This window comes from Bradyrhizobium sp. dw_78 (assembly GCF_018449525.1).
Lineage (GTDB): Bacteria > Pseudomonadota > Alphaproteobacteria > Rhizobiales > Xanthobacteraceae > Bradyrhizobium.
This window is the reverse complement of the sequence record NZ_JAAVUS010000013.1, coordinates 42,431-65,705: the sequence shown is the minus strand read 5'-3', so window position 1 is coordinate 65,705 and position 23,275 is coordinate 42,431. Positions and strand designations below refer to the sequence as shown.

Sequence of the window (23,275 nt, the reverse complement as noted above, 5' to 3'; positions counted from 1 at the left end):
GTTTCGGGTCAAAGCCTGCCCCCGGATTTGCTCGGGGTGGGTTCCGGTTCGCGTCAAGACGACGCGGCAAAACAAATATTCAAAGCGATGCGGCAGCCAAGCCAAGATGTGTACGGCCGGCGCCGACAATCAGGGCGGCGGCTTCGCGCGTCGTGAACGTCCTTGACCTGACAAAGATCCGATAATCGGCGGGACCGTCTGGCGAGAGATAGACGACGGGTGCGGAACCGGAGGCCTTGGCGGAGACCGCGACGAAGTGCGTCGCCGGCGTCACCCCGCAGGTGTCGGCCTCTGAACCATCGACGTCGTCGACAACGGCGAAATCAGCGGCCTCGGCGCTGTCGGCGACCTGAACCCGCACCGTGGCGGCCGCCGGATCGTCGGTGAAACTGACGTGAAGGTCGGCGTGCCAGGGGGCGGATGTGATCTGGAGCGCTTCGTCGCCGATGGAAATGCAGGGCTGCGGACCGGGCAGCAGCTCGACGCGGGCAAGGACGGCCGCAACCATCAATGGAATGACCGAGACCAGAACCTTGAAACGCAACATGCCACGCTACTCGCTTAACGCTTGCCCGCGGTAAACCGGGCTTATGGTTGGCAGAGCGTAAACAAAACTCGTTACCATCGGGTTGACGCGGAGATCGCGCTTTGAGTGGAGCGGGTATCGGTCCGCGTCAGGAAACCGCGTCAAAAAGCGTCTTACGCGGCGCGGCGGATGTCTTCGGCCAGTACACGGTAGGACAGGGCCTCGGCGAGATGCAGACGTCCGATCTGCTGCGCGCCATCGAGGTCGGCCAGCGTGCGCGCGACGCGCAGCACGCGATGATAGCCGCGCGCCGAAAGGCGCATGGTTTCGGCGGCGTCGCGCAGCAGCTTGGTCCCTTGCGCGTCGAGTTGTGCGATCTCTTCCAGCATCGAAGCCGGCGCCTCCGCATTGGTGCGGACATGCGTCAATCCCGCCGCGGCATAACGCGCGCGCTGGATGTCGCGCGCCGCCGCGACGCGGGCGGCGACTTCAACGGAGCCTTCCGCGGGCGGCGGCAGGATCAGGTCCGCCGCGGTCACGGCCGGCACTTCGATCCGCAAGTCGATGCGATCCATCAGTGGGCCGGAGATGCGGCTCTGGTAATCGGCGGTGCAGCGCTCGATCCGTCCGCGTTTGCAGGAATAGCCGGGCTCAAAAGCCTGGCCGCAACGACACGGATTCATCGCTGCGACCAGCATGAAGCGCGCCGGATAAGTGACGCGATGATTGGCGCGCGACACCGCGACCTCGCCGTTCTCCAGCGGCTGGCGCAGCGCATCCAGCACGCGCGGATCGAATTCCGGCAATTCGTCGAGGAACAGCACGCCCTGATGCGCCAGCGAAATCTCGCCGGGTTTGGCCCGGATGCCGCCGCCGGTGAGCGCGGCCATGCTGGCGGAATGATGCGGGCTGCGGAACGGCCGCCGCGTGGTCAAGGCGCCGCCGTGGATTTCGCCGGCGACGGAAGCGATCATCGACACTTCCAATAATTCCGATGGCGATAGCGGCGGCAGGATCGAGGGCAGCCGCGCTGCCAGCATCGATTTGCCCGCGCCGGGCGAACCCATCATCAGAAGGTGGTGTCCGCCGGCGGCCGCAATCTCGAGCGCGCGCTTGGCGCTTTCCTGTCCTTTGATGTCGCGCAGATCGAGCAGTTCGGGCTCGCGCTCATGGACCTTCGGCTGCGGGCGCGACAAGACCTGCGTGCCCTTGAAATGGTTGGCGATCTGAATCAGCGAATTGGCAGCGATGATCTGGATATCCGGGCTCGCCCAGGCCGCTTCGGCGCCGCACGCGGCCGGGCAGATCAGGCCTTCGTCGCGCGAATTGGCGCCGATCGCGGCTGGCAAGGCGCCTGCCACCGGCGCGATCGATCCGTCGAGCCCGAGTTCGCCGAGCACGGTAAAACCATTCAGCGCATCCGCCGGAATGGCACCTATCGCCGCCATCAGGCCGAGCGCGATCGGCAGATCGTAATGGCTGCCTTCCTTGGGCAAATCGGCCGGCGCGAGGTTGACCGTGATTCGGCGCGCCGGCAGCGCCAGTCCCGAGGCGATCAACGCCGAGCGAACCCGCTCGCGCGCCTCGGAAACCGCCTTGTCCGGCAGGCCGACAATGGCGAAAGCGGGCAATCCCGGCGCGACCTGCACCTGCACGGCGACCGCGCGGGCCTCGATCCCCTCAAACGCTACGGTGGAAACCCGCTGGACCATGCCGCCCCTCATTCCCGCTGGCGAGGCTAGCGGAAAGCGGCGGTTCGCGCAAGAACATTACGGGAACATGATTAGGATCAATGCCCGACGGTTGCATCCGGGCTCTTGTTTCCCTTGGCAACAACAGTGAGTTGCCGGGTCGGGCGTTTATCCGACCCCAATTCAGAACCAGTCTGCGCCTGCCCCGGTTGATGGGGCGCGGCGAAGCTCTCGGAGGGCAAGACAATGCCAAACGGACGATTGGAAGGTAAGGTCGCTATCATCACCGGCGCGGCCCGCGGGATCGGGCGTGCGACTGCGGTGGCGTTCGCGCGCGAAGGCGCCGCCATCATGGGGATCGACATCGCGGGTCCCGTCAGCGCCACGCTGGAAGTGGAGCCCGCGACCGGCGACGAACTCGATGAAACCGGGCGGCTGGTCGAAGCCGCGGGCGGCAAATGGGCCTCGCGCCGGCTCGATCAGCGCGATCTGTCCGCGCTGCGCGACGCGGCCGAAAGAGCGGTCCGGACTTTCGGCAAGATCGACATCCTGTTCGCCAATGCCGGCATCCAGTCGTTCAAACCGATCCTGGAGATGGAGGACGCGGACTGGCATGACCAGATCGATGTCAATCTCACCGGCACCTGTAACGCCATTCGCGCGGTGGCGCCGCATCTGGTCAGGAATGGCGGCGGGCGCATCATCGTCACTTCCTCGACCCAGGGCCGACATGGCACCAAATTTGGCGCGGCCTATTCGGCCTCCAAATGGGGCATTATCGGATTGATGAAATCCGCCGCGCTGGAGTTCGGCCAATACGGTATCACCGTCAATGCCGTCATCCCCGGACTGATCGACACGCCGCTGACGCGGCACCGGCAGCGCTACGCCCAGGCCGTCGACGATCTGAACAATGCCGAACCGATCGACAGGCTGGAGGCCGAGGCCAAACAGAAGCTTGCCGCCAAATCACCGCTCGGCGTGCCCTGGATCGAGCCGGAAGCCATCGCCCCCGCAGTGGTGTTTCTGGCCAGCGACGAAGCTTACATGGTGTCGGGTGCGACCTATGACGTGACCGGCGGTGATAGCGCCAACAACGCCGCATAGAGCGAGATTCGGGAACGCTTTGGCGGGCGGGCGCCCAGCGCAATTGAATCAACTCGGTAAAAAGAACCCAAAAAGAACCGATACATTGCGAGCGGTTCCGCTAGGGTTATTCCAACGGTTCTTCTGTAAATCGATATCGAGTGCCTGATGCGCTGTTATCGAGTGGGGACGAGGGACCGACATGCTGGTGAATCGACGCAAAACCGAACGTCAACAGTGCAGGAGGGTCGCGAAGATTCAATTCGGGACCGGTTCGTTGCCGCGTGATTGCATGGTCACGGACGTATCGCAGGGCGGCGTGAAGATCGTTGCCGAATACCCCGAGATTCCCTCTGAATTCACCATCATATTGTCGACCGGCCATGCCCGCCAATGCCGGCTGGCATGGCGGATCGGTTGCGAATTCGGTGCCGAATTCATCGATTAGCGCGAAGGCCTCCCAGAATCTCACGGCCCATTGGCGTTTCTGGAGCCTTACCGGTTCTGATCGAATCAGAACTGGACCCTCACATCTTGTTTTGACGTGTTTTCTTCATGCGAACCGGAAGCCGCCGCTATCCAAGTGCGGGGCAGGCCTTCGCTCGAAAACGCTATAAATCCGTAAACGCGATGTCGACGCCGGCGGGCCTGCCCAGATCGATCCTGCGGCGGCAACGAAAAGGTGCCGCCTGTTTAACCGGAATTTAGGGTTACTGTGTGCATTTCTGAACAGTCGCTGACCCCAGGTCAAAGTGTATGTGCCGGCAATTGTTCGAACGATACCGCTTCGCGAGACGCCTTGCGTCCGCAGCCTCCTCAGCGATTTTGGTAGCCGGGCTCTGTAGCTGTCAGACATCGGGCATGTCGGATATTACCGGCGCGCTGGGCGATAAAGCCGAAGCAAGCAGCGCGGCCGACCCCCGGCACGACGTGGAAGTCTACGGCGACCGCTTTCGCGCCAATCCCAAGGATGCCGACGCGGCCTTGCAATATGGCAAGGCGCTCCGTGCCGAGGGACAGCGGGCCCAGGCGGTTGCGGTGCTTGAAAAGGCGACGATCGCCGACCCCAGCAACAAGGCGCTGCTGGCCGGCTACGGGCGGGCGCTGGCCGACAATGGCGACTTCCAGGAAGCGTTCGATGTCCTCAGCCGCGCCCACAGCCCCGACAATCCGGATTGGCGGATCCTGTCGGCGCAGGGAGCCGCGCTCGATCAGCTTGGCCGATACGACGAAGCGCAACAATATTATGCAAGCGCGCTGAGGATTGCACCGGATGAGCCTTCGGTGCTGTCCAATCTCGGTCTTTCATATGTTCTCTCAAAAGACCTGCCCAAGGCGGAAGAAATTTTGCGCCGCGCCAACAGCCATGCGGGCGCGGATCCGCGCGTGCGGCTGAATCTGGCGTTGGTGGTTGGCTTGCAAGGCCGTCTTGCCGAGGCTGAAAATATCGTGAAGGCGGGCCGCCCGCCCGAGGAAGCCGCCGCGAACGTCACCTATCTAAGACGATTGCTGTCGCGCAAAGACAACGCCCATGCGGATGCTAGGATTCCGATGGCTTCCGCCGGACAAGCCGACTGATCCTTACGGCCGCTCACGAAGCGCCGTGTCTATCGCGTTTTCGCGCGAAGATTCCGGTTCGCGTGAAGAAGACGCGTTAAAACAAAACAGGAGAGCCGGCTCTGATTCAATCAGAACCGAAAGGGCACCAGCAAATTACGATGCCCGAAGTTTCTTGAGAATCGGAGCCAGCAGCGAGCGCTGCTGCTTTTTGGGCTCACCGCGGCCGGTCAGCCGCCGCGCCATCTGCAGAAACGTCTTGGCGGTGCGATGATTGGCAGAAATCTCCGCGATCATCTGGCCGTTATTGGCGGCTGTGCCGAACATTTTCGAATCGAAGGAAATCGACGCAATCGGCTGGCTCTCGACCGTCTTGGCGAATCCGCGGGCGTCGATTTCCGGCCGCTTCGGCATGCCGACCTGGTTGAGGCAATATAGCGGCACGCGGTCGTTCGGCCGCGCCGATTTCAGCATGTGCAGCATGTTCTTGGCGTTGCGCAGATTGGCCAGGTCGGGCTCGGCGACAATCAGGATGTCGTCCGCGCCGACCAGAGCCCGCTTGGTCCATCCCGACCATTGATGCGGGACATCCAGCACGATGCAGGGCGTCGTCATGCGCAAGGTGTCGAAGATCGCATCGAACGCTTCGGCGCCGAAATCATAGACCCGCTCCAGCGACGCCGGCGCCGCCAGCAGGCTGAGATGGTCGGTGCATTTCGCCAGCAAGCGGTCGACGACCGCGGTATCGAGCCGGTCGGGCGAGAACACCGCATTGGCGATGCCCTGCAGCGGATCCTGGTTGTAGTTGAGGCCGGCGGTGCCGAACGCAAGGTCGAGATCGATGACCACGGAATCCATCGCCAAATCGCGGGCGATCGCCCAAGCCATATTATGCGCGACGGTGGAGGCGCCGACGCCGCCCTTGGCTCCGACCACGGCGATGACCCGGCCGGCCATGATGGCTTCCGACGCCGAGAACAGGCTGCAAATCGAGCGCACCACGTCGATCGCTTCGACTGGCCCGACGACGTAGTCGTTGACGCCGCGGCGTACCAGTTCGCGATAGGGGGTGATATCACTGGCGCTGCCGATCACGACGACACGGGTTCCGGGGTCGCACACCGTCGCGAGTTCGTCGAGGCCAACGAGGATATCGCTGTCGCCTTCGGTTTCCAGCACGATCACGTTCGGCGTCGGCGCCTTGTGATAGGCGTCGATCGCGGCGGCCATGCCGCCCATATGGACCGAGAGATGGGCCTTGGCGAGACGACGGTCTTCACCCGCCGATCGCACGACGCTCGCGGTCGTCTCGGTTTCGCAAAAGGCCTGCACCGATACCCGAGGCGCTGGAGCGATGTAATCGTCCTCGATCGGTGTGATGTCCGGTTGTTCCTTGGAATTTTGACGGGCGCGGCTGATCATTTTCCTGCATCGCTGAGTTCGGCCTTGTCGGCTTCCGGATAGATGGTCGCGGTCGTGGTGCCCTTGCGGTACTTCTCGAAACCTTCCGTGCGCCGCGCCGTGTAGGCCGGGGTTTCCGGCCGCGGCTGCACCAGGTCCGACGGGTTGTCGACCATCGACGCCAGGTTGCGCTGGGTGGCGCAACCGAAATTGTAATAGGACTTGTTCTCGGAATAGCTCGGATCCCAGAGTGACGGTCCGACATCCGCGGGCCACAGGCCGCAAGGACCGGCCACAGCCGCGATTTTGGGATAATTCAGCCGGATCGTCGCCAACTGGCGCGGGTCATCCGGGCGATAGCGATGCACCGTAATGCCGCGCGGCGGCACGCCGGCCGACGACAGCACCGATCGAATTTCGCGAAATGCATCCGCGGCCGCCGCCGCGTTAGGGGTATCGACCGGAACGTCGGCCACGATCGCGCCGGTTCCTTCGCGTCGCCAGCTTTGCGCCAGCCCCAATACATCGGTACGTTGCGATGCGGACAGGCCGCCGCGCCCATGCCCGACAAAGATCACGACCGACTGGTCCGTTTCCCGAATCGCGATCGGATGCCGCAGGCGGTAATCCTCAGGAACGCTCGCGGTAACTTCACCGTCCGAGGTGGTGCAGGCTCCCAGTGCGATCGAAAGGCCCGAGAGTGCGCCGAGCACACCCAAGGTTCGGCGGCGATGGTTCAAAGTTCTGTTTGTCATCGTTCTGTCCTCGTCCCGCGTTGGCCGGTCGGTTCCGTCTCAGTCGGTGATGAAGCCGAAATTGCACGGGTAGCCTGCGACTTGCTCGACGCGGCCTGAAACGCCGTAGATTCGATTGATGCGGGCCAGCAGCGCCGATTGCGAATCCGACGCCGGCGCGAACCCGTCGTCAGGGCGCGACAGCTCTTTCTGGGAGACCGCCCGAACGATATAGGGCGTCACCAGAACCATCAGCTCGGTCTGGTTGTTGACGAAGTCCTGGCTTCTGAAAAGCTGGCCCAGGACCGGCAACTGGTCCACGCCGGGCATTCCGTTGACGGCCTGCTTGGTCTGTTCCTGGATCAGTCCGGCCATCGCCATCGAGCCGCCCGACGGAATCTCCAGCGTCGTTTCGGCGCGGCGGGTCTTGATCGACGGCACCGAAATGCCGCTGATATTGATCGAGTTGTCGTTCGAGATTTCAGAGACCTCGGTCATCACCCGTAGGCTGATCCGGCCTTCGGTCAGCACGACCGGCGTGAAATTGAGCGAGATGCCGAACTTCTTGAACGAGATCGACGGTGCGCATTGTCCGACGGCTCCCGACGCCAGCGTTTGGCAGGTGACGCCGGTCGGCACCGGAAACTCGCCGCCGGCGATGAAGGTCGCGGACTCGCCCGAGATCGCGGTCAGGTTCGGCTCGGCCAGCGTGTGGATCAGGCCTGCGCTTTCCATCGCCCGCATGGTGGCGGTGACCGACGGGGCGCTGCCGAACGTGCCGGTCAGGCTGTTGCCGGAGACCAGCGGACCGCCGTTTGCCGTGAACGGGTTCGAATTGTTGAAGGTTACGACCGTGTTGCCGTAATTCAGGCTGGCGCTGAGGTCGATGCCCATCTGCTTGACGATCGAGCGCGCGACCTCGGCGACGGTGACTCTCAACATCACCTGATCGCGGCCTCGGACGACGATCGAGTTGACAACCTTGTCGGCGCTCCCGACCAGCCGCGTGGCCAGGTCGCCCGCCTGTTGCGCTTCGACCGGACTCGATACGGTGCCGGTCAGCACCGCGCCGTCGCCGACGCCCTCGAGTTGAACGTCGGCGTTCGGCATGGCCTGTTTCAGGGCCGCGCGCACGCCGTTGAGGTCGCGCTTGACGGCGATGTCATAGGCGGCGATCTGCTGGCCGTCGGAATCGAAGAACACGACGTTGGTCTGGCCAACCTCCGTGCCGATGATATAGGCGCGCTGCGATGAATGGATGACCGCGTTTGCAATCTTGGGGTCGGCGACCAGCACATCCTTGATGTCGCGCGGCAAATCGATCACCACCGATTTGCCGATGCCGAGTGCGAGAAAGCGCGCCTTTTGCCCGCCGGAGGAAATCGGCGCTTCGGTGTGCGAGTCGCCCGCCGCGATTGCCATCGGAGCCAGGTTAAATGTCAATGCCGCCACGAGCGAGAACGACAGCGCGCGGACCAGAAAGGTCCGCACGATCGGCTGATTTCCCCTGCACGTCATTTCCGTCGTCCTCTTGGTCACTTCTGTGTCGTGTTCACTTCTGTGTGGATGCAGGGGTCGAGACGCCGTAACGGACGACGTTGATTCCGTTGCCACGTTTGGGGGCCTGATCGTCGGCACTGCTCTCGACGATGTTGACGTCGGCCATGCTGCGCAGCGCCAGCGCCAGCGTGCCGCTCTGACGTGCGGCGGCAAGAATCGCGGCTTGCTCGGGCTTCAATTCGAGTGTGACGGTCTTGCCGAGCACGGTGTTCTGGCCGTCTTTTTCCTTCGGCGCCTGATCAATCGCGAGCACGCGGATGTTGGCCAGGATGACTTCCGAGGTAACGACGTCGTTCGAACTGGCGTGATCCGGATTCTTCAGGTGTCTCGAAAGAATGACGTCGACATGGTCATTCGGCAGGATAAAGCCGCCGGCGGCGGTCTCGGGCGAGATTTCGGTCGAAATGGCGCGCATCCCGGAGGGCAGGATCGCCGCCATGAAGCCCGATCCATTGCCCTTGACCAGCTTCTGTTCACGGATCGGCTCGCCAGTGATGATCGGGACACGCGCGATCGAACCGGCAATCTGGGTGGTCGCGTCGGGACGCTCGCTGCGGCGGATGAAATTGTTGCTCGCCGTTGCCGCGGGCCAGGTCTGCCATTGCATGTCTTCGGGCTTGACCGTCTGGCCGAGACCGATATCGGCCTTCGCAACCAGCACGTCCACGGTTTGCAATTGGGCCACCGGCTGGGCTTGTGGAGGCCTGCTGTCAGACCCGCCGCCGCTCGCAAGATAAGCGGCAACACCGCCGGCACCGAGAGCGATGGTCAGGACAACAATGCGGGCGATATTCATACGCTTTTACTATCTGCTCTCACGCCGGGACATCTGAGCTGCACGGCGGCAGTCTCAGCTTCTTCCCTGTGCATGACTAAGCAGCAAAAGTATAAGCCTGCTTGAGGAGCGGCGGGTTTACGGCAAGCTGTGCGGGGATTTCTCCGCATGGTGAACGGAGTGTTATCCCTCGAAACAGAAGTTGCCGTACTTTCTTGTAAGCGCCGGACGGCGCCATTTGAAAAACAGCCATTTGCCGGCGATCACGCCGGCGTGCTCAAGGACGATGCGCGAAAACGCTGCCGCATAGCGGCCTTAATCATTTCGGCGTTTCGTCGCGAATGCGAAGCTTTGAATCAAGCCTTTGCCCGCTTCGCCTCGATGGTGTCCCAGATTTTCGCCGCGATGTCCGGCCCGCCGAGCCGCGCGATGGCGCGGATACCCGTCGGCGACGTCACGTTGATTTCGGTGAGGTTGCCGTCGATGACGTCGATGCCGACGAACAGCAGCCCGCGCTCGCGCAGCGCCGGGCCGAGGGTCGCGCAGATCTCGCGCTCGCGCGGGCTGAGCTCGGTCGCTTGCGCGGCGCCGCCGCGGACCATGTTGGAGCGCAGATCGTCGGCCGCGGGCACGCGATTGACCGCGCCGGCGAATTCGCCGTCGACCAGAATGATGCGCTTGTCGCCGTGTTTGACCTCGGGCAGGAAACGCTGGATCACCCAGGGCTCCTTGAACGTCACCGAAAACATGTCGAATAGCGAGCCGAAATTCATGTCCTGCGGCATCACGCGGAATACCGCCGCGCCGCCATGTCCGTGCAACGGCTTCATCACCACCGCGCCATGCTGGTCGCGAAACGCGTTGATCTCGTCGAGATCGCGCGAGATCAAAGTCGGCGGCATCAATTGCGGAAAATCCATCACGAATATTTTTTCCGGCGCGTTGCGCACGCTCGCGGGATTGTTGACGACCAGCGTCTTCGGATGGATCCGCTCGAGAAAATGCGTCGAGGTGATGTAGGCGAGATCGAACGGCGGATCCTGCCGCAGCAGGACGACGTCGAACGCCGCAAGCGGTTCGCGCCGCGGCTCGCCCAGTGTGAAATGATTGCCGACCTCGTCGCGCACGGTGAGCGTCTGGACCGGAGCCACCAACTCTTCGCCATGCAGTGAGAGCTTGTCGGGGGTGTAGTAAGACAGGCCGTGGCCGCGCTTCTGCGCTTCCAGCAGCAGCGCGAAGGTCGAATCGCCGCGGATATTGATGCGCGCGATGGGGTCCATCTGGACGGCGACATTCAGTTTCATGGGCAGGCCCGCTGGTTGGTCTTGTTGAAGAGGATGTTACGCGCTGGCGTCGAAGGCCGCCACCAGATGGCGCGGCAGACGCCGTGGCGCAATCAGCACGGCGTCGAAACGCAGGTCGAACTCGGCATGTTCGGGATGCGCCATCAGCCAGGCCCGGGCGGCATCGATGATGCGCCGTTGTTGACGCGGCGTCACGGCATAAGCGGCCTCATCGAGGCTGGCGCGGGCCTTGACCTCGACGAAGGCGAGCAGATTGCGCCGCCGCGCCACCAGATCGATCTCGCCATAGGGCGTGCGGAAGCGTTTGGCGAGGATGCGGTAGCCCTTGGCCATCAGGAACGCGGCGGCTCTGGCCTCCGCCGAGAGCCCGGTGCGAAACGCCGCAACGCGCGCCGGCGCGGCGGCCTTCACAGGAGCCGCCGCGGGCCGGGAACGGATATCGTCAGCCTTCGCCATCTTCGTCTTCCGCTTCGCTCTCCCTGGCGAGTGCAAGCGCGCGGGCGTAGACCTCGCGGCGCGGGCGCCCCGAAAGCTCCACCGCATGCGCAACCGCATCCTTCACGCTGTCGTGCTTGAGCCGGTCTCGCAAGACTTCGTTCAGCTCGTCTTCGTTCATGAGCTGGGCGTCGGCCGGCGGCGGTCCGATCACCACGACAAATTCGCCCCGAATCTCCAGCCCATCCGCCGCTTTGGCCAATTCGGCGATCGGCGCCCGGCGAATGTCCTCGTGCAGCTTGGTCAGTTCCCGGCAGATCGCGCCGTCGCGTGTACCCATGATCTCCGCGAGATCGGCAAGCGTATCCCTGATCCGGCTGCCGGATTCGAACAGGACGAGCGTGACGTCGATTTTGGCAAGCTCGGCCAGCCGCGCCCGGCGTGCCGTTGCCTTGGCGGGCAGGAATCCCTCGAAGAAAAACCGGTCGGTGGGCAATGCCGCGACCGACAGCGCCGCCAGTATCGAGGAAGGTCCGGGAAGGGCGGTCACGGGATAACCGGCTGCACAGGCCTCGCGCACCAGCTTGAAGCCGGGATCGGAGATCAAGGGGGTGCCGGCATCGGAGACAAGGGCGATGGAGGCGCCCTGCGCCAGCCGCGCCAGGATTTTCGGCCGCGCTGCGGCCGCGTTGTGCTCGTGATAGGGAGTCAATGGCGCCGATATCGCGTAGCGCTCGGTCAGCCGATGGGTGATTCGGGTATCTTCGCAGGCGATGACGTCGACGCCGGCCAGCGTTTCCAGCGCCCGCAAGGTGATGTCGCCGAGATTGCCGATCGGGGTCGCCACCAGATAAAGGCCGGGTGCGGCTTTTGGCGCAGCCAGGGTCTCGCCGCCAATGGAAAACCGGCGGGCGGTGAAGCCCGTGACGCCTTCGATGGTATCTGGGGAAGCAGCCTTTGCGCGCATCAGCTCAATCTAGATGGAACGGGGCGCCGGCGCCACGATCCAGCCCGGGAATCCCGGGAGCCGGTGCTCGGCACGACACGAGAGAAGCCGGAATTTCGCCCACCGGCGGGGTTGCCGCACGGGTATAATCCTTTTGTTTTGGTTAACTATTCGCCGACAATATGCCTGAATCCGCGTCTCCTGATGATTGGGAGGTGAAGTCCTGGCCGATGGTGGTCGGTCAAGAGAAGAGATGTGATGGTAGGCCCGCTCAATCGCAAATCCCAGCCCGTCGGGACGACCCGGCGGACGGTGGTTGGCCTGATTCTCGGCGCCCCCTTGCTTGGGGCCTGTTCTGGCGTGCAGCAGGGTCTCAGCCAGTTTTCCAGCCCATTCGGTTCGCAGCCCGGTCCCGCGGCGCCTGGTCCGGCCGGGCCTCCGCAACAACCGCTCGCGGTCGGCAACGGGCAGGTCAAGGTTGGATTGCTGCTGCCGCTGTCGGCGCCCGGCAATGCCGGCATCGCGGCGCAATCGATGAAGAACGCCGCCGAGATGGCGCTGGCGGAATTCCAGAATCCCAATATCCAGCTTCTGATCAAGGATGACGCCGGCAGCCCGCAAGGCGCGCAGCAGGGAACGCAGCAGGCGCTCGACGAGGGGGCGGAGATCATCCTGGGTCCGCTGTTTGGGATATCGGTCCCGGCGGCAGCGCAATTGGCGCGGGCGCGCGGTGTCCCGGTGATCGCGTTCTCGACCGATTCGAGCGTGGCCGGCCGCGGCGTCTATCTGTTGAGCTTCCTGCCGGAGTCCGATGTCAACCGGATCATCGAATATTCCACCAGCATCGGAAAACGCTCCTTTGCCGCGCTGTTGCCCGACAATGCCTATGGCAATGTGGTCGAGGCGGCGTTCAAGCAGGCCGTGCCGCGGCGCGGCGGGCGTATCGCGGCGTTTGAGAAATATGGCGCGGATCGCACCGCCGCCGTGCGCAGCGTGGCGCAGTCGCTGAATACGGCCGACGCGCTGTTCATCGCCGACGACGGCGATTCGGTGGCGGCGGTCGCCGATGCGCTGACCGCGGCGGGTGCGAATTTGCGCAATGTCCAGCTGCTCGGTACCGGCCTCTGGGACAATCCGCGCGTGTTTGCGAGCGCGGCCTTGCAGGGCGGTTTCTATGCCGCGCCGGATCCGTCCGGCTTCCGAAGCTTTTCCGGCCGCTACCGCGGCAGATACGGCTCCGACCCGGTGCGAACCGCGACGCTGGCCTATGATTCGGTGGCGCTGGTCGCAGCGCTGGCGCGAACCCAGGGGCCCCAGCGTTTTTCCTCCGACGTGCTGACCAATCCGTCCGGCTTTTCGGGCATCGACGGCCTGTTCCGGTTTCGCGCCGACGGCACCAACGAGCGCGGCCTTGCGGTGATGCGGGTGGGATCGGGCGGCGGCGCGGCCGTCGCGGGATCGCCCAAGAGCTTCGGGACGTAGTTTTCGTCGTGCCGGGCGCGCGACCATGCGTTCCCGCCGGGACGGCATTGGAAAGAATTACGCCGCCAGATCCGCCACCACGGCATCGAGCACCGGAAATCCGGACTGCGTCACCCGCAGCCGTCCATCGGCGTCGACAATGATGGCGCCTTCCTCGCGCAGCGTCGCGATGCGGTCTGGATCAAGCGCGCGGCCTGACAAGGCCGCGTAGCGTTCGGGGTCGATGCCCTCGGCCAGACGCAGGCCCATCAGCAGGAATTCGTCGGCGCGCTCTTCGCTGTTCAGGATGTCGTCGGTGACGATGGCGTGGCCGATCGATTCGACCCGCATCAGCCACGCCTCGGGCCGTTTTTCGGTGACGGTCGCATGTCTTGCGCCGTGGATGTCGAGGCGGCCATGCGCTCCCGGGCCGATGCCGGCATATTCCCGGCCGCGCCAATAAACCAGATTATGCCGGCATTCCGCGCCCGCGCGCGCATGGTTGGAAATCTCGTAGGCCGGTAGGCCCTGCGCCGCGCAGACCTCCTGCGTGACGTCGTAGAGCGCGCGCGCGACGGCTTCATCCGGCGTCTTCAGTTTGCCGGCGGCATGCAGCCCGAAGAACGGCGTGCCCTCCTCGATCGTGAGCTGATAGAGCGACAGATGTTCGGCGGCCTCGGAGATGGCGAGCTTCAGTTCATCGGCCCACATTTCGGGCGTCTGGTCGGGACGGGCGTAAATCAGATCGAACGAGTAACGATCGAAGGCGCCGCGCGCGATCGCCACCGCATCCAGTGCTTCGCGCGCCGTGTGCAGACGCCCCAGCGCCTTCAGTGAGGCATCGTCGAGCGCCTGCACGCCGAGCGAGACCCGGTTGACGCCGGCGGCGCGATAGCCGCGAAACCGCGTCGCCTCGACACTGGTGGGATTGGCCTCCAGCGTCACTTCCGCATCCGACGCCACGCGCCAATGCTTTCCGATCGCATCCAGGATCGAGCCGACGGTTTGCGGCCGCATCAGCGACGGCGTGCCGCCTCCCAAAAAAATCGACGTCACTTCGCGGCCAGGCGCGCGCGCCGCCGTGGTTTCGATTTCCCGCGCAAAGGCGCGCGCGAAGCGCTCCTCGTCGATCGGCGCATGCCGGACATGGCTGTTGAAATCGCAATAGGGGCATTTCGACAGGCAAAACGGCCAATGCACATAGACGCCGAAGGCTTCTCGGTCAGCGCGGCTCAAGGCAAATCTCCGCGAGCTTGACGAAGGCGCGGGCCCGATGCGACAGGCCGAGCCCCAGCGGCGGCAGGCCATGCTTTTCGATGCTGGTCATTTCGCCGAAGGTGCGTGTATGCCCGTCGGGCATGAACGACGGATCATAGCCGAAGCCTGCGGTTCCGCGCGGTGGCCATACCAGCGTGCCGTCGGCGCGCGCCTCGACTTCCTCGATATGATCGTCGGGCCAGGCCACGCACAGGGCGGAAACGAAGTGCGCCCGGCGCTGCTCGGGCGTGGTCGCGCCGCGCTCTTGCAGCAATCGCTCGATCCGCGTCATCGCGCCGGTGAAATCCTTGTTCGGGCCGGCCCAGCGTGCGGAATAAATTCCAGGTGCGCCGTCGAGCGCATCGACCACCAGTCCGGAATCGTCGGCGAAGGCCGGCAACTGCGCGGCTTTCGCCGCTGCAAGGGCCTTGATCTGTGCGTTGGCGCGAAAGCTCGTACCGGTCTCCTCCGGTTCATCCAGGCCAAGCTCGCCGGCCGACACCGCCTCGATGCCGTAAGGCGCCAGCAATTCACGCATCTCGGCAAGCTTGCCGGGATTGTGGGTCGCGATCACGAGCTGGCCAGTGATTCGGCGGTGCATGGCTTGCAGTCTACGCCATCCCGATTACGCGACCGCTATTTTCTGCAGGTCGACCAGCCGCGCCACGCCCTTGCGCGCCAGCGCCATCAGCGCCAGGAATTCGTCCTGCGAGAACGGCGTCTTTTCCGCCGTGCCCTGCACCTCGACGATGCGTCCGTCACCGGTCATGACGAAATTGGCGTCGGTATCGGCTTCCGAATCCTCGGCGTAGTCGAGGTCGAGCACCGGCGTGCCGTTATAGATGCCGCAGGAGACCGCCGCGACATTGTCACGCAGCACGTTGCCCTTCACCATGTTCCGGGTCTTCATCCAGCCGATGCAGTCGGCGAGGGCGACCCAGGCGCCAGTGATCGAGGCGGTACGGGTTCCGCCATCGGCCTGTAATACGTCGCAGTCCACCGTGATCTGGCGTTCGCCCAGGGCTTCAAGATCGACGGTCGCGCGCAGCGAGCGGCCGATCAGGCGCTGGATCTCGACGGTGCGGCCGCCCTGCTTGCCGGCGGCGGCTTCGCGGCGGGTGCGCTCCAGGGTCGCGCGCGGCAGCATGCCGTATTCGGCCGTGACCCAGCCCCGGCCCTGCCCCTTGAGCCACGGCGGCAACCGCTCTTCCAGCGTGGCCGTCACCAGCACATGGGTATCGCCGAATTTCACCATGCAGGAACCCTCGGCATATTTGACGACCCCGCGTTCCAGCGACACGGGACGCAGTTCGTCGGGGGCTCGGCGGCTCGGCCGCATCGGAATTCTCCAAAAAATCAGCGGAAAGGGTTGGCCGTGCTTGTAGGGGCGGCTGGGCGGTGCGGCAAGGCCTTTGGCACCGATGATGGCTTGTCACCGGGCCGCCCGATGGACAGATTAGGGACGGTTGTCTCAGGGAGTAGCCAGTGGCCCACCACGATCCGATCAGTCTGATGGCGCCATATGCCGGGCTCGCGCAGCTCAATGAGCGCTCGCGCGACATATTTCGTCAAATCGTAGAAAGTTATCTCGCCACCGGCGAGCCGGTCGGTTCGCGCAATATCGCGCGGCTGATCGCGGTACCGCTGTCGCCGGCTTCGGTCCGCAATGTGATGTCGGATCTCGAGCAGCTTGGCCTGATTTACGCGCCGCATACCTCGGCCGGCCGGCTGCCGACCGAACTGGGGTTGCGCTTCTTCGTCGACGCCCTGATGCAGGTCGGCGATCTCACCGAGGCGGAGCGGCAATCGATCCAGACCCAGCTCGCCGCCGTCGGCCGCGCGCAGTCGGTCGAGGCCGCGCTGGGCGAAGCGTTGACCCGGCTGTCCGGCCTGACCCGGGCCGCGGCGGTGGTGTTAACGGCCAAATCCAATTCGCGGCTGAAGCACATCGAATTCGTGCGGTTGGAACCGGAAAAGGCGCTGGCGGTGCTGGTCGGCGAAGACGGCCAGGTGGAAAACCGCGTGCTGACGTTGCCTTCCGGAGTTCCCCCCTCGGCGCTGACGGAAGCCTCCAACTTTCTCAACGCGCGCATCAGGGGGCGCACGCTGGCGGAGGCTCGTCTGGAACTGGAAACCGCGCTGGCGCAGGACCGCACCGAGCTCGATCATCTCACGCAGAAGGTGATCGCCGCGGGCCTTGCAAGCTGGTCCGGCGGCGACAATGAGGACCGGCAACTCATCGTGCGCGGGCACGCCAATCTGCTGGAAGATCTGCACGCGCTCGATGACCTCGAACGCATCAGGCTGTTATTCGACGATCTCGAAACCAAGCGCGGCGTGATCGATCTGCTCGGCCGCGCCGAAAGCGGCGATGGCGTGCGGATCTTCATCGGCTCGGAAAACAAGCTGTTTTCGCTGTCCGGTTCGTCCACCATCATTGCGCCCTATAGCGACGGCGCCGGCCATATCGTCGGCGTCCTCGGCGTGATCGGGCCGACTCGGCTGAACTATGCAAGGGTGATCCCGACCGTGGATTATGCCGCCCGCATCGTCAGCCGGATGCTGGGCGGGTGAACCCGCCTGCGCCGCGCTTCGAGAGCTTGATTTTCGTCGCCTAAAGCACGATATCCCGGGCCAGCAAATCCCCGATTGACCCGAACCTGAGCGATTTTTCGAAAAGGCAACCCATGACCGATCCGAACCGGCCCCATGAAGATCCGGCGAATGCGGCGCAGGCCGAGCCCGTGGTCTCGAAGCCCTATGTGATGCCCGACGATCCGGAGACAGGATCGGTCGAGGCGTTGACAAAGGAAGTGGCTGAGGCGCGCGACAAGATGCTGCGTACGCTGGCGGAGATGGAAAATCTGCGCAAGCGCACCAGCCGTGAAGTGGCCGACGCGCGCACTTATGGCATCACCGGCTTTGCGCGCGACATTCTCGACATCGCCGATAATCTGCAGCGGGCGCTGGATGCGCTCCCCGCCGAGGCCAAGGCCACCGCCGATCCCGGCCTGAAAGCGCTGATCGAAGGCGTCGAATTGACCGAGCGCTCGCTCATCAACACGCTGGAGAAAAACGGCGTCAAGAAGTTCGATCCGTCGGGCGAGAAATTCGATCCCAATTTCCAGCAGGCGATGTACGAAGTCCCCGATACGTCGGTGCCTGCCGGGACGGTGGTGCAGGTCGTGCAGGCCGGCTTCATGATCGGCGAGCGCGTGTTGCGGCCGGCGCTGGTGGCGGTCTCGAAGGGCGGCGCGAAAGCCGCCGCGCCTGAGGCGACCCAGAACTAAAGCGCGATATCCGCCGACTGGATGCGTTTGACGCCGGCCTGGGTCATGTCGGCCCAGGCCTTGGCAAGCGAGCCCAAGGTGTCGAGGCCGCGGCAGGCGTCTTCGATCACCCAGGTCTCGAAGCCGGCCTTGCGCGCGTCGAGCGCGGTCCAGGCGACGCAGAAATCGGTGGCCAGGCCGGCCACGAATACCTGCTCGAACGCGCGGGCCCGGAGATAGGCGGCCAATCCGGTCGTGGTCTTGCCGTCAGCCTCGGTGAAGGCCGAATAGCTGTCGACGTTGTGGTGAAATCCCTTGCGAATGATAAGTTCGGCTTGCGGGATCGAGAGATCCCGAGAAAGCGCGGCGTCGTCGGTTCCCTGCACGCAATGGTCGGGCCACAGCACCTGCTTGCCATAGGGCAGATCGATCGTTTCGAAAGGCTTCTTGCCCGGATGCGAGGAGGCAAAGGAGATGTGTCCGGGAGTATGCCAGTCCTGCGTCATCACCACATGGGCGAAGCCGCCGGCGATCCGGTTGATGACAGGCACGACCTGATCGCCGTCTTTGACGGCAAGGCTGCCGCCCGGCAGAAAGCCGTACTGGACGTCGATGACCAGAAGGACCGATGCGTCGCCGGGTTTGATCAATGCTGCTGCCTCAAGCCCAATCAGCCCTTCTGCTGAAGTCCGTCACGCACGGCGCGGAAACGCGGAAACGCCTTTTCCCACTGGTCGCGCGGCGAGCTGCCGACGATGCGCAACACGTTGGGGCCGCCACCAAATCGCAGCCATTGCACCACCGTGACCTTGGTGTTGTCCTTGCCGCTGGTCGCGTCGATACGCGTCTCAAATCCGGGCATGCCGTCGATCCTGACCGGCTCCGACATCGTAATCCTGGATTCATGGATGCCCGGAAACGAGGTCAGGGCTTGTTGGGCAAACCGGTCGCGATCGTCGGGCGTCGCCGGCGACTGCCCGACCACGCCGATCACCATGAAAGGAGCGGCCTCGAATCCGGTCGCTTCGTCGGCATCGGCGAGAACGACAGCGGCGCCGATCGCCAGCGTGCGGACGTTCTTGAAATCGGCGAGTTCTGTGAGCTTGAACGGCATCTGCGCAAGCTGCTCGTCGACCGGAACCTCCTTGCGGATCGCGGCCGAGGCAAACATCTTGCGCACCGCATCGTCGGTGTAGATCTTGCTCACGTTTTCCGGAACCTGCACCGCGATATAGCCGGAGAACGTGCCGCCCGGCATGATCATCGAATAGCGGCGCAGGTTGACGGCGCCATCCTTGGCGTCTTCGACGGTGTAGTAGGCCATGCCGGCCGTGGTCTCGATGCTCTCCGGCCTGACGCCGGGGATATTGTTTGCCGTCTCGGACTTCAAGGCGTTCGCGACTTCGCTGTAGGCGCCCGCCGGGAGCTCTGCCACCAGCACTTTGACGCTATGGTCCTCGGTCTCGAATCCGAGGAAGGTCTTGGCGGGCGCCAGGCCGACCAGCGGGGTCAGGCCGACCCGGATGCCCGGCGGAAACACCGGGTCCGCGGCGAAGGCCGGGCAGAGCGTGGCGATGAGCAGGGCGAGCGCGGATAAAAACCGAATGTGGGTCATGAAAATCTACTGGGTTCGCATTGAGGCCGTTCAATGGTCGGCAGGGGCGGCCAGTCGCGGCAGGATTCGGAGGCGCGACCCGATTCAGGGTACCCGCTTTTAGCCGGTTTGGTCTCCCGGCAACAGATCGGGGGCAGGTCCTGGTTAACCTGTTGCTGACCGGCTCGCTTGCGGATATGTCGGCAACGCCCTGAACCGCCGGCCTGCCCGACACTATCTTTGAAAAAGGGCAGGCTTTTCGCGGGGTGAAGCTTGCGTCCAGTCCTTGCAGGCCCTAGCCCCCCTCCTATATGAGGCTCACCGTCGCAATATCGCGAGTTTTTGAACGCTTGGGGGTTCGGTTTGGTGCGCCGTCAGGGCCCGACCAACCTGCCACAGAAAAAAGGGTATGAGAACCATGGGAAAGGTCATTGGGATCGATCTCGGCACCACGAATTCGTGCGTTGCCGTAATGGATGGCAAGGCGCCGAAAGTCATCGAGAACGCCGAGGGTATGCGGACCACCCCGTCGATCGTCGCTTTCAGCGATGATGGCGAGCGTCTGGTCGGCCAGCCTGCCAAGCGCCAGGCGGTGACCAATCCCGAGCGCACCTTCTTTGCGGTCAAGCGCCTGATCGGCCGCCGCTACGACGACCCGATGGTCGAGAAGGACAAGAAGCTCGTCCCCTACAAGATCGTCAAGGCCTCCAACGGCGATGCCTGGGTCGAGGCCGACGGCAAGACCTACTCGCCCTCGCAGGTCTCCGCCTTCATCCTGCAGAAGATGAAGGAGACCGCTGAGGCCCATCTCGGCCAGAAGGTCGATCAGGCCGTCATCACCGTTCCCGCTTATTTCAACGACGCGCAACGTCAGGCCACCAAGGATGCCGGCAAGATCGCCGGGCTTGAGGTGCTGCGCATCATCAACGAGCCGACCGCGGCCGCTCTGGCTTATGGCCTCGACAAGTCGAAAGCCGGCACCATCGCGGTGTATGACCTCGGCGGCGGCACCTTCGACGTCTCGATCCTCGAGATCGGCGACGGCGTGTTCGAGGTGAAGTCGACCAACGGCGATACATTCCTTGGCGGTGAAGACTTCGACATGCGGCTGGTCAGCTATCTGGCCGACGAGTTCCAGAAGGAGCAGGGCATCAACCTGCGCAACGACAAGCTCGCCTTGCAGCGCCTGAAAGAGGCCGCCGAAAAGGCCAAGATCGAGCTGTCCTCGACCACACAGACCGAAATCAACCTGCCCTTCATCACGGCCGATCAGACCGGGCCGAAGCATCTGACGATGAAATTGACCCGTGCCAAATTCGAGGCGCTGGTTGCCGATCTCGTCGACAAGACCATCGAGCCCTGCCGCAAGGCGCTGAAGGATGCCGGCCTTACCGCCGGTGAGATCGGCGAAGTGGTGCTGGTCGGCGGCATGACCCGCATGCCGAAGATCCAGGAAGTGGTGAAGCAGTTCTTCGGCAAGGAGCCGCATAAGGGCGTCAACCCGGACGAAGTCGTGGCGATCGGCGCGGCGATCCAGGCCGGCGTCCTGCAGGGCGACGTCAAGGACGTGCTGCTGCTCGACGTGACCCCGCTGTCGCTCGGCATCGAAACGCTGGGCGGCGTGTTCACCCGCATCATCGAGCGCAACACCACGATCCCGACCAAGAAGAGCCAGGTGTTCTCGACGGCCGAGGACAGTCAAAACGCCGTCACCATCCGCGTCTTCCAGGGCGAGCGTGAAATGGCGGCCGACAACAAGATACTGGGCCAATTCGACCTGATGGGCATTCCGCCGGCGCCGCGCGGCATGCCTCAGATCGAGGTGACCTTCGATATCGACGCCAACGGCATCGTCAACGTTTCGGCCAGGGATAAGGCGACCGGCAAGGAGCAGCAGATCCGGATTCAGGCGTCCGGCGGTCTGTCCGAATCCGACATCGACAAGATGGTCAAGGACGCCGAAGCCAATGCTGCGGCCGACAAGAAGCGCCGCGAGGCGGTCGATGCCAAGAACCACGCCGATTCGCTGGTGCATTCCACCGAGAAGGCGCTGGCCGAGCATGGCTCCAAGATCGCGGACACCGAGCGCCGCGCCATCGAGGACGCCGTCAGCGACCTGAAGGAAGCGCTGAAGGGCGACGATGCCGAGGCGATCAAGACCAAGACCAACACGCTGGCGCAGGCCTCGATGAAACTCGGCGAGGCGATGTATACGCAGCAGGCCGAGAGCGATGCGGCCAAAGACGCGGCAAAGGATGATGTCGTCGACGCGGAATTCACCGAGGTCGACGACGACAAGAACAACAAGAAGTCTGCTTAATTCAGGCGACGAACATGACCCTCATGCCAAAGAGCGCACGGTGCGTCTCAATGGGTGAGGGTCATTTTTCATCAAGCCGAAGACCGCATCTTTCAAAGCGCGTTCCCTTGAAATGACGACGAACTTCTGGCGGATTTGACGGATGTCCACCAAGCGCTGCTATTACGAAACCCTCGAAGTCGAGCGCGACGCCGACGAGTCCAAGCTCAAGGCAGCCTTCCGCAAGCTGGCGATGAAATGGCATCCGGACCGGAATCCGGGCGATGCCAGCAGCGAAGTGCGCTTCAAGGAAATCAACGAGGCCTACGAGGTTCTCAAGGACGGTGAGAAGCGCGCCGCCTATGACCGGTACGGCCATGCGGCGTTCGAACAGGGCACCGGCGGCGCCGGACCTGGATTCGGCGCGGGCTTCGCCTCGTCGTTTTCGGATATTTTCGAGGATCTGTTCGGCATGGCCGGACAGCGTGGGCGCGGCGGCGGTGGCCGCGAGCGCGGTGCGGATCTGCGCTACAATATGGAAATCACGCTGGAGGAAGCCTATCTCGGCAAGACCGCGCAGATCGAGATTCCGGTTTCCGTCACCTGCGAATCCTGCTCGGGCACCGGAGCCAAGGCCGGGACCAAGCCGAAAACCTGCTCGATGTGTGGTGGCGCCGGCCGTATCCGGCAGGCGCAGGGATTTTTTACGCTGGAGCGAACCTGTCCGGGTTGCCAGGGACGCGGCCAGATGATCGAGGATCCGTGCCCCTCATGTTCGGGGTCGGGACGGGTGACGCGGGAGCGGACCTTGTCGGTCAATATTCCGCAGGGCGTCGAAGACGGCACCCGCATCCGCCTTGCCGGTGAAGGCGAAGCCGGCGTCCGCGGCGGGCCTTCGGGCGACCTCTACATTTTCCTGTCGCTGGCCTCGCACGAGTTTTTCCAGCGCGACGGCGCCGATCTGCATTGCCGCGTGCCGATCTCGATGGTGACGGCTGCGCTCGGGGGCGAATTCGACGTGCCGACCATCGACAAGGGCAAGACCAAGGTGAAAATTCCTTCCGGGACTCAGTCCGGCCGGCGTTTTCGCATTGCATCAAAAGGCATGCCGATCCTGCGCTCGCGCCAGACCGGCGACATGTACGTTCAGGTCGCGGTCGAAACGCCTCAAAATCTGACCAAGCGGCAGCAGGAATTGCTCGCTGAGTTCGAAAAATTATCGTCCGGTGCAACGCAACCGGAAGCCGCGGGTTTCTTCACGAAAGTCAAGGATTTCTTCGGCAGCCGTGCTGCCCCGCAATGACGGTGTTTGGCTTGACCGTTTCAACGGCGGCCTATACGTCTTTGTGACGATATTCTGACATTTGCCGCTTCATTGCG

The 23,275-nt window shown here is 63.8% G+C and carries 22 protein-coding genes; 8 read left to right on the top strand and 14 right to left on the bottom strand.

Annotation, left to right across the window (positions count from 1 at the left end; all coding sequences use genetic code 11):
* Positions 1–79 precede the first annotated feature (79 nt).
* Complete coding sequence (locus HB630_RS25935; protein WP_213775560.1) at positions 80–547, bottom strand: hypothetical protein; 468 nt, start codon at positions 545–547, stop codon at positions 80–82.
* Positions 548–699: 152 nt separating this feature from the next.
* Entirely contained in the window at positions 700–2,238 is a 1,539-nt protein-coding gene (locus HB630_RS25930; RefSeq protein WP_213775559.1) for a YifB family Mg chelatase-like AAA ATPase, read from the bottom strand.
* Positions 2,239–2,463: 225 nt separating this feature from the next.
* Here HB630_RS25930 and HB630_RS25925 point away from each other — a divergent pair, with 225 nt between their 5' ends.
* From HB630_RS25925 to HB630_RS25915, 3 genes are all read left to right on the top strand, one after another.
* Entirely contained in the window at positions 2,464–3,324 is an 861-nt protein-coding gene (locus HB630_RS25925; protein ID WP_213775558.1) for a mycofactocin-coupled SDR family oxidoreductase, read from the top strand.
* Between the two features lie 181 nt (positions 3,325–3,505).
* On the top strand, positions 3,506–3,751 hold the full coding sequence (locus tag HB630_RS28800) for a PilZ domain-containing protein (RefSeq protein ID WP_213775557.1): 246 nt from the start codon (positions 3,506–3,508) through the stop codon (positions 3,749–3,751).
* Between the two features lie 308 nt (positions 3,752–4,059).
* On the top strand, positions 4,060–4,881 hold the full coding sequence (locus HB630_RS25915) for a tetratricopeptide repeat protein (protein ID WP_213775556.1): 822 nt from the start codon (positions 4,060–4,062) through the stop codon (positions 4,879–4,881).
* A gap of 135 nt (positions 4,882–5,016) precedes the next feature.
* Here HB630_RS25915 and HB630_RS25910 read toward each other — a convergent pair whose 3' ends face one another.
* The 7 genes from HB630_RS25910 to rsmI form a co-directional block, all read right to left on the bottom strand.
* Positions 5,017–6,282, bottom strand: coding sequence for an AAA family ATPase (locus tag HB630_RS25910; protein WP_213775555.1), 1,266 nt, complete (start codon positions 6,280–6,282; stop codon positions 5,017–5,019).
* Entirely contained in the window at positions 6,279–7,016 is a 738-nt protein-coding gene (locus HB630_RS25905) for a CpaD family pilus assembly protein (protein WP_213775554.1), read from the bottom strand. Before HB630_RS25905 ends, HB630_RS25910 begins: the two co-directional genes overlap by 4 nt.
* Before the next feature lie 39 nt (positions 7,017–7,055).
* Entirely contained in the window at positions 7,056–8,513 is a 1,458-nt protein-coding gene (locus HB630_RS25900; RefSeq protein ID WP_213775553.1) for a type II and III secretion system protein family protein, read from the bottom strand.
* Positions 8,514–8,547: 34 nt separating this feature from the next.
* A complete protein-coding gene (gene cpaB, locus HB630_RS25895; protein WP_213775552.1) occupies positions 8,548–9,351 on the bottom strand; it encodes a Flp pilus assembly protein CpaB in 804 nt (267 codons plus the stop codon).
* A 335-nt stretch (positions 9,352–9,686) separates the two neighbouring features.
* Positions 9,687–10,634, bottom strand: a complete 948-nt coding sequence (gene gshB / locus HB630_RS25890) for a glutathione synthase (RefSeq protein WP_213775551.1) — start codon at positions 10,632–10,634, stop codon at positions 9,687–9,689.
* A gap of 36 nt (positions 10,635–10,670) precedes the next feature.
* Positions 10,671–11,090: a YraN family protein gene (locus tag HB630_RS25885; protein ID WP_213775550.1), complete on the bottom strand. Its 420-nt coding sequence runs from the start codon at positions 11,088–11,090 to the stop codon at positions 10,671–10,673.
* Positions 11,077–12,036, bottom strand: a complete 960-nt coding sequence (gene rsmI / locus HB630_RS25880) for a 16S rRNA (cytidine(1402)-2'-O)-methyltransferase (RefSeq protein ID WP_213775549.1) — start codon at positions 12,034–12,036, stop codon at positions 11,077–11,079. The genes HB630_RS25885 and rsmI overlap by 14 nt, the downstream gene beginning before the upstream one ends.
* A gap of 237 nt (positions 12,037–12,273) precedes the next feature.
* Here rsmI and HB630_RS25875 point away from each other — a divergent pair, with 237 nt between their 5' ends.
* The gene (locus HB630_RS25875; RefSeq protein WP_213775633.1) at positions 12,274–13,497 is read left to right on the top strand and encodes a penicillin-binding protein activator; all 1,224 of its coding nucleotides are present in this window, start codon (positions 12,274–12,276) and stop codon (positions 13,495–13,497) included.
* Positions 13,498–13,554: 57 nt separating this feature from the next.
* On the opposite strand, the gene hemW is transcribed toward HB630_RS25875, so the two are convergent.
* From hemW to rph, 3 genes are read right to left on the bottom strand one after another with little or no spacing between them, the layout of a single operon-like run.
* On the bottom strand, positions 13,555–14,712 hold the full coding sequence (hemW, locus tag HB630_RS25870; RefSeq protein WP_213775548.1) for a radical SAM family heme chaperone HemW: 1,158 nt from the start codon (positions 14,710–14,712) through the stop codon (positions 13,555–13,557).
* On the bottom strand, positions 14,699–15,334 hold the full coding sequence (gene rdgB, locus HB630_RS25865; protein WP_213775547.1) for an RdgB/HAM1 family non-canonical purine NTP pyrophosphatase: 636 nt from the start codon (positions 15,332–15,334) through the stop codon (positions 14,699–14,701). Before rdgB ends, hemW begins: the two co-directional genes overlap by 14 nt.
* A gap of 24 nt (positions 15,335–15,358) precedes the next feature.
* On the bottom strand, positions 15,359–16,072 hold the full coding sequence (gene rph, locus HB630_RS25860) for a ribonuclease PH (RefSeq protein ID WP_213775546.1): 714 nt from the start codon (positions 16,070–16,072) through the stop codon (positions 15,359–15,361).
* Between the two features lie 146 nt (positions 16,073–16,218).
* Between rph and hrcA the strand changes: the two genes are divergently transcribed.
* Both hrcA and grpE read left to right on the top strand, forming a co-directional pair.
* The gene (gene hrcA / locus HB630_RS25855; RefSeq protein WP_213775545.1) at positions 16,219–17,307 is read left to right on the top strand and encodes a heat-inducible transcriptional repressor HrcA; all 1,089 of its coding nucleotides are present in this window, start codon (positions 16,219–16,221) and stop codon (positions 17,305–17,307) included.
* A 113-nt stretch (positions 17,308–17,420) separates the two neighbouring features.
* Positions 17,421–18,023, top strand: a complete 603-nt coding sequence (grpE, locus tag HB630_RS25850; RefSeq protein WP_213775544.1) for a nucleotide exchange factor GrpE — start codon at positions 17,421–17,423, stop codon at positions 18,021–18,023.
* On the opposite strand, the gene pncA is transcribed toward grpE, so the two are convergent.
* Together pncA and HB630_RS25840 are read right to left on the bottom strand one after the other, a co-directional pair.
* On the bottom strand, positions 18,020–18,676 hold the full coding sequence (gene pncA / locus HB630_RS25845) for a bifunctional nicotinamidase/pyrazinamidase (RefSeq protein WP_213775632.1): 657 nt from the start codon (positions 18,674–18,676) through the stop codon (positions 18,020–18,022). The two genes, grpE and pncA, sit on opposite strands and share 4 nt — an antisense overlap.
* On the bottom strand, positions 18,673–19,617 hold the full coding sequence (locus HB630_RS25840) for a hypothetical protein (protein ID WP_213775543.1): 945 nt from the start codon (positions 19,615–19,617) through the stop codon (positions 18,673–18,675). Before HB630_RS25840 ends, pncA begins: the two co-directional genes overlap by 4 nt.
* A gap of 397 nt (positions 19,618–20,014) precedes the next feature.
* Here HB630_RS25840 and dnaK point away from each other — a divergent pair, with 397 nt between their 5' ends.
* Complete coding sequence (gene dnaK, locus HB630_RS25835; RefSeq protein ID WP_213775542.1) at positions 20,015–21,916, top strand: molecular chaperone DnaK; 1,902 nt, start codon at positions 20,015–20,017, stop codon at positions 21,914–21,916.
* A gap of 142 nt (positions 21,917–22,058) precedes the next feature.
* On the top strand, positions 22,059–23,198 hold the full coding sequence (gene dnaJ, locus HB630_RS25830; protein WP_213775541.1) for a molecular chaperone DnaJ: 1,140 nt from the start codon (positions 22,059–22,061) through the stop codon (positions 23,196–23,198).
* Positions 23,199–23,275 lie beyond the last annotated feature (77 nt).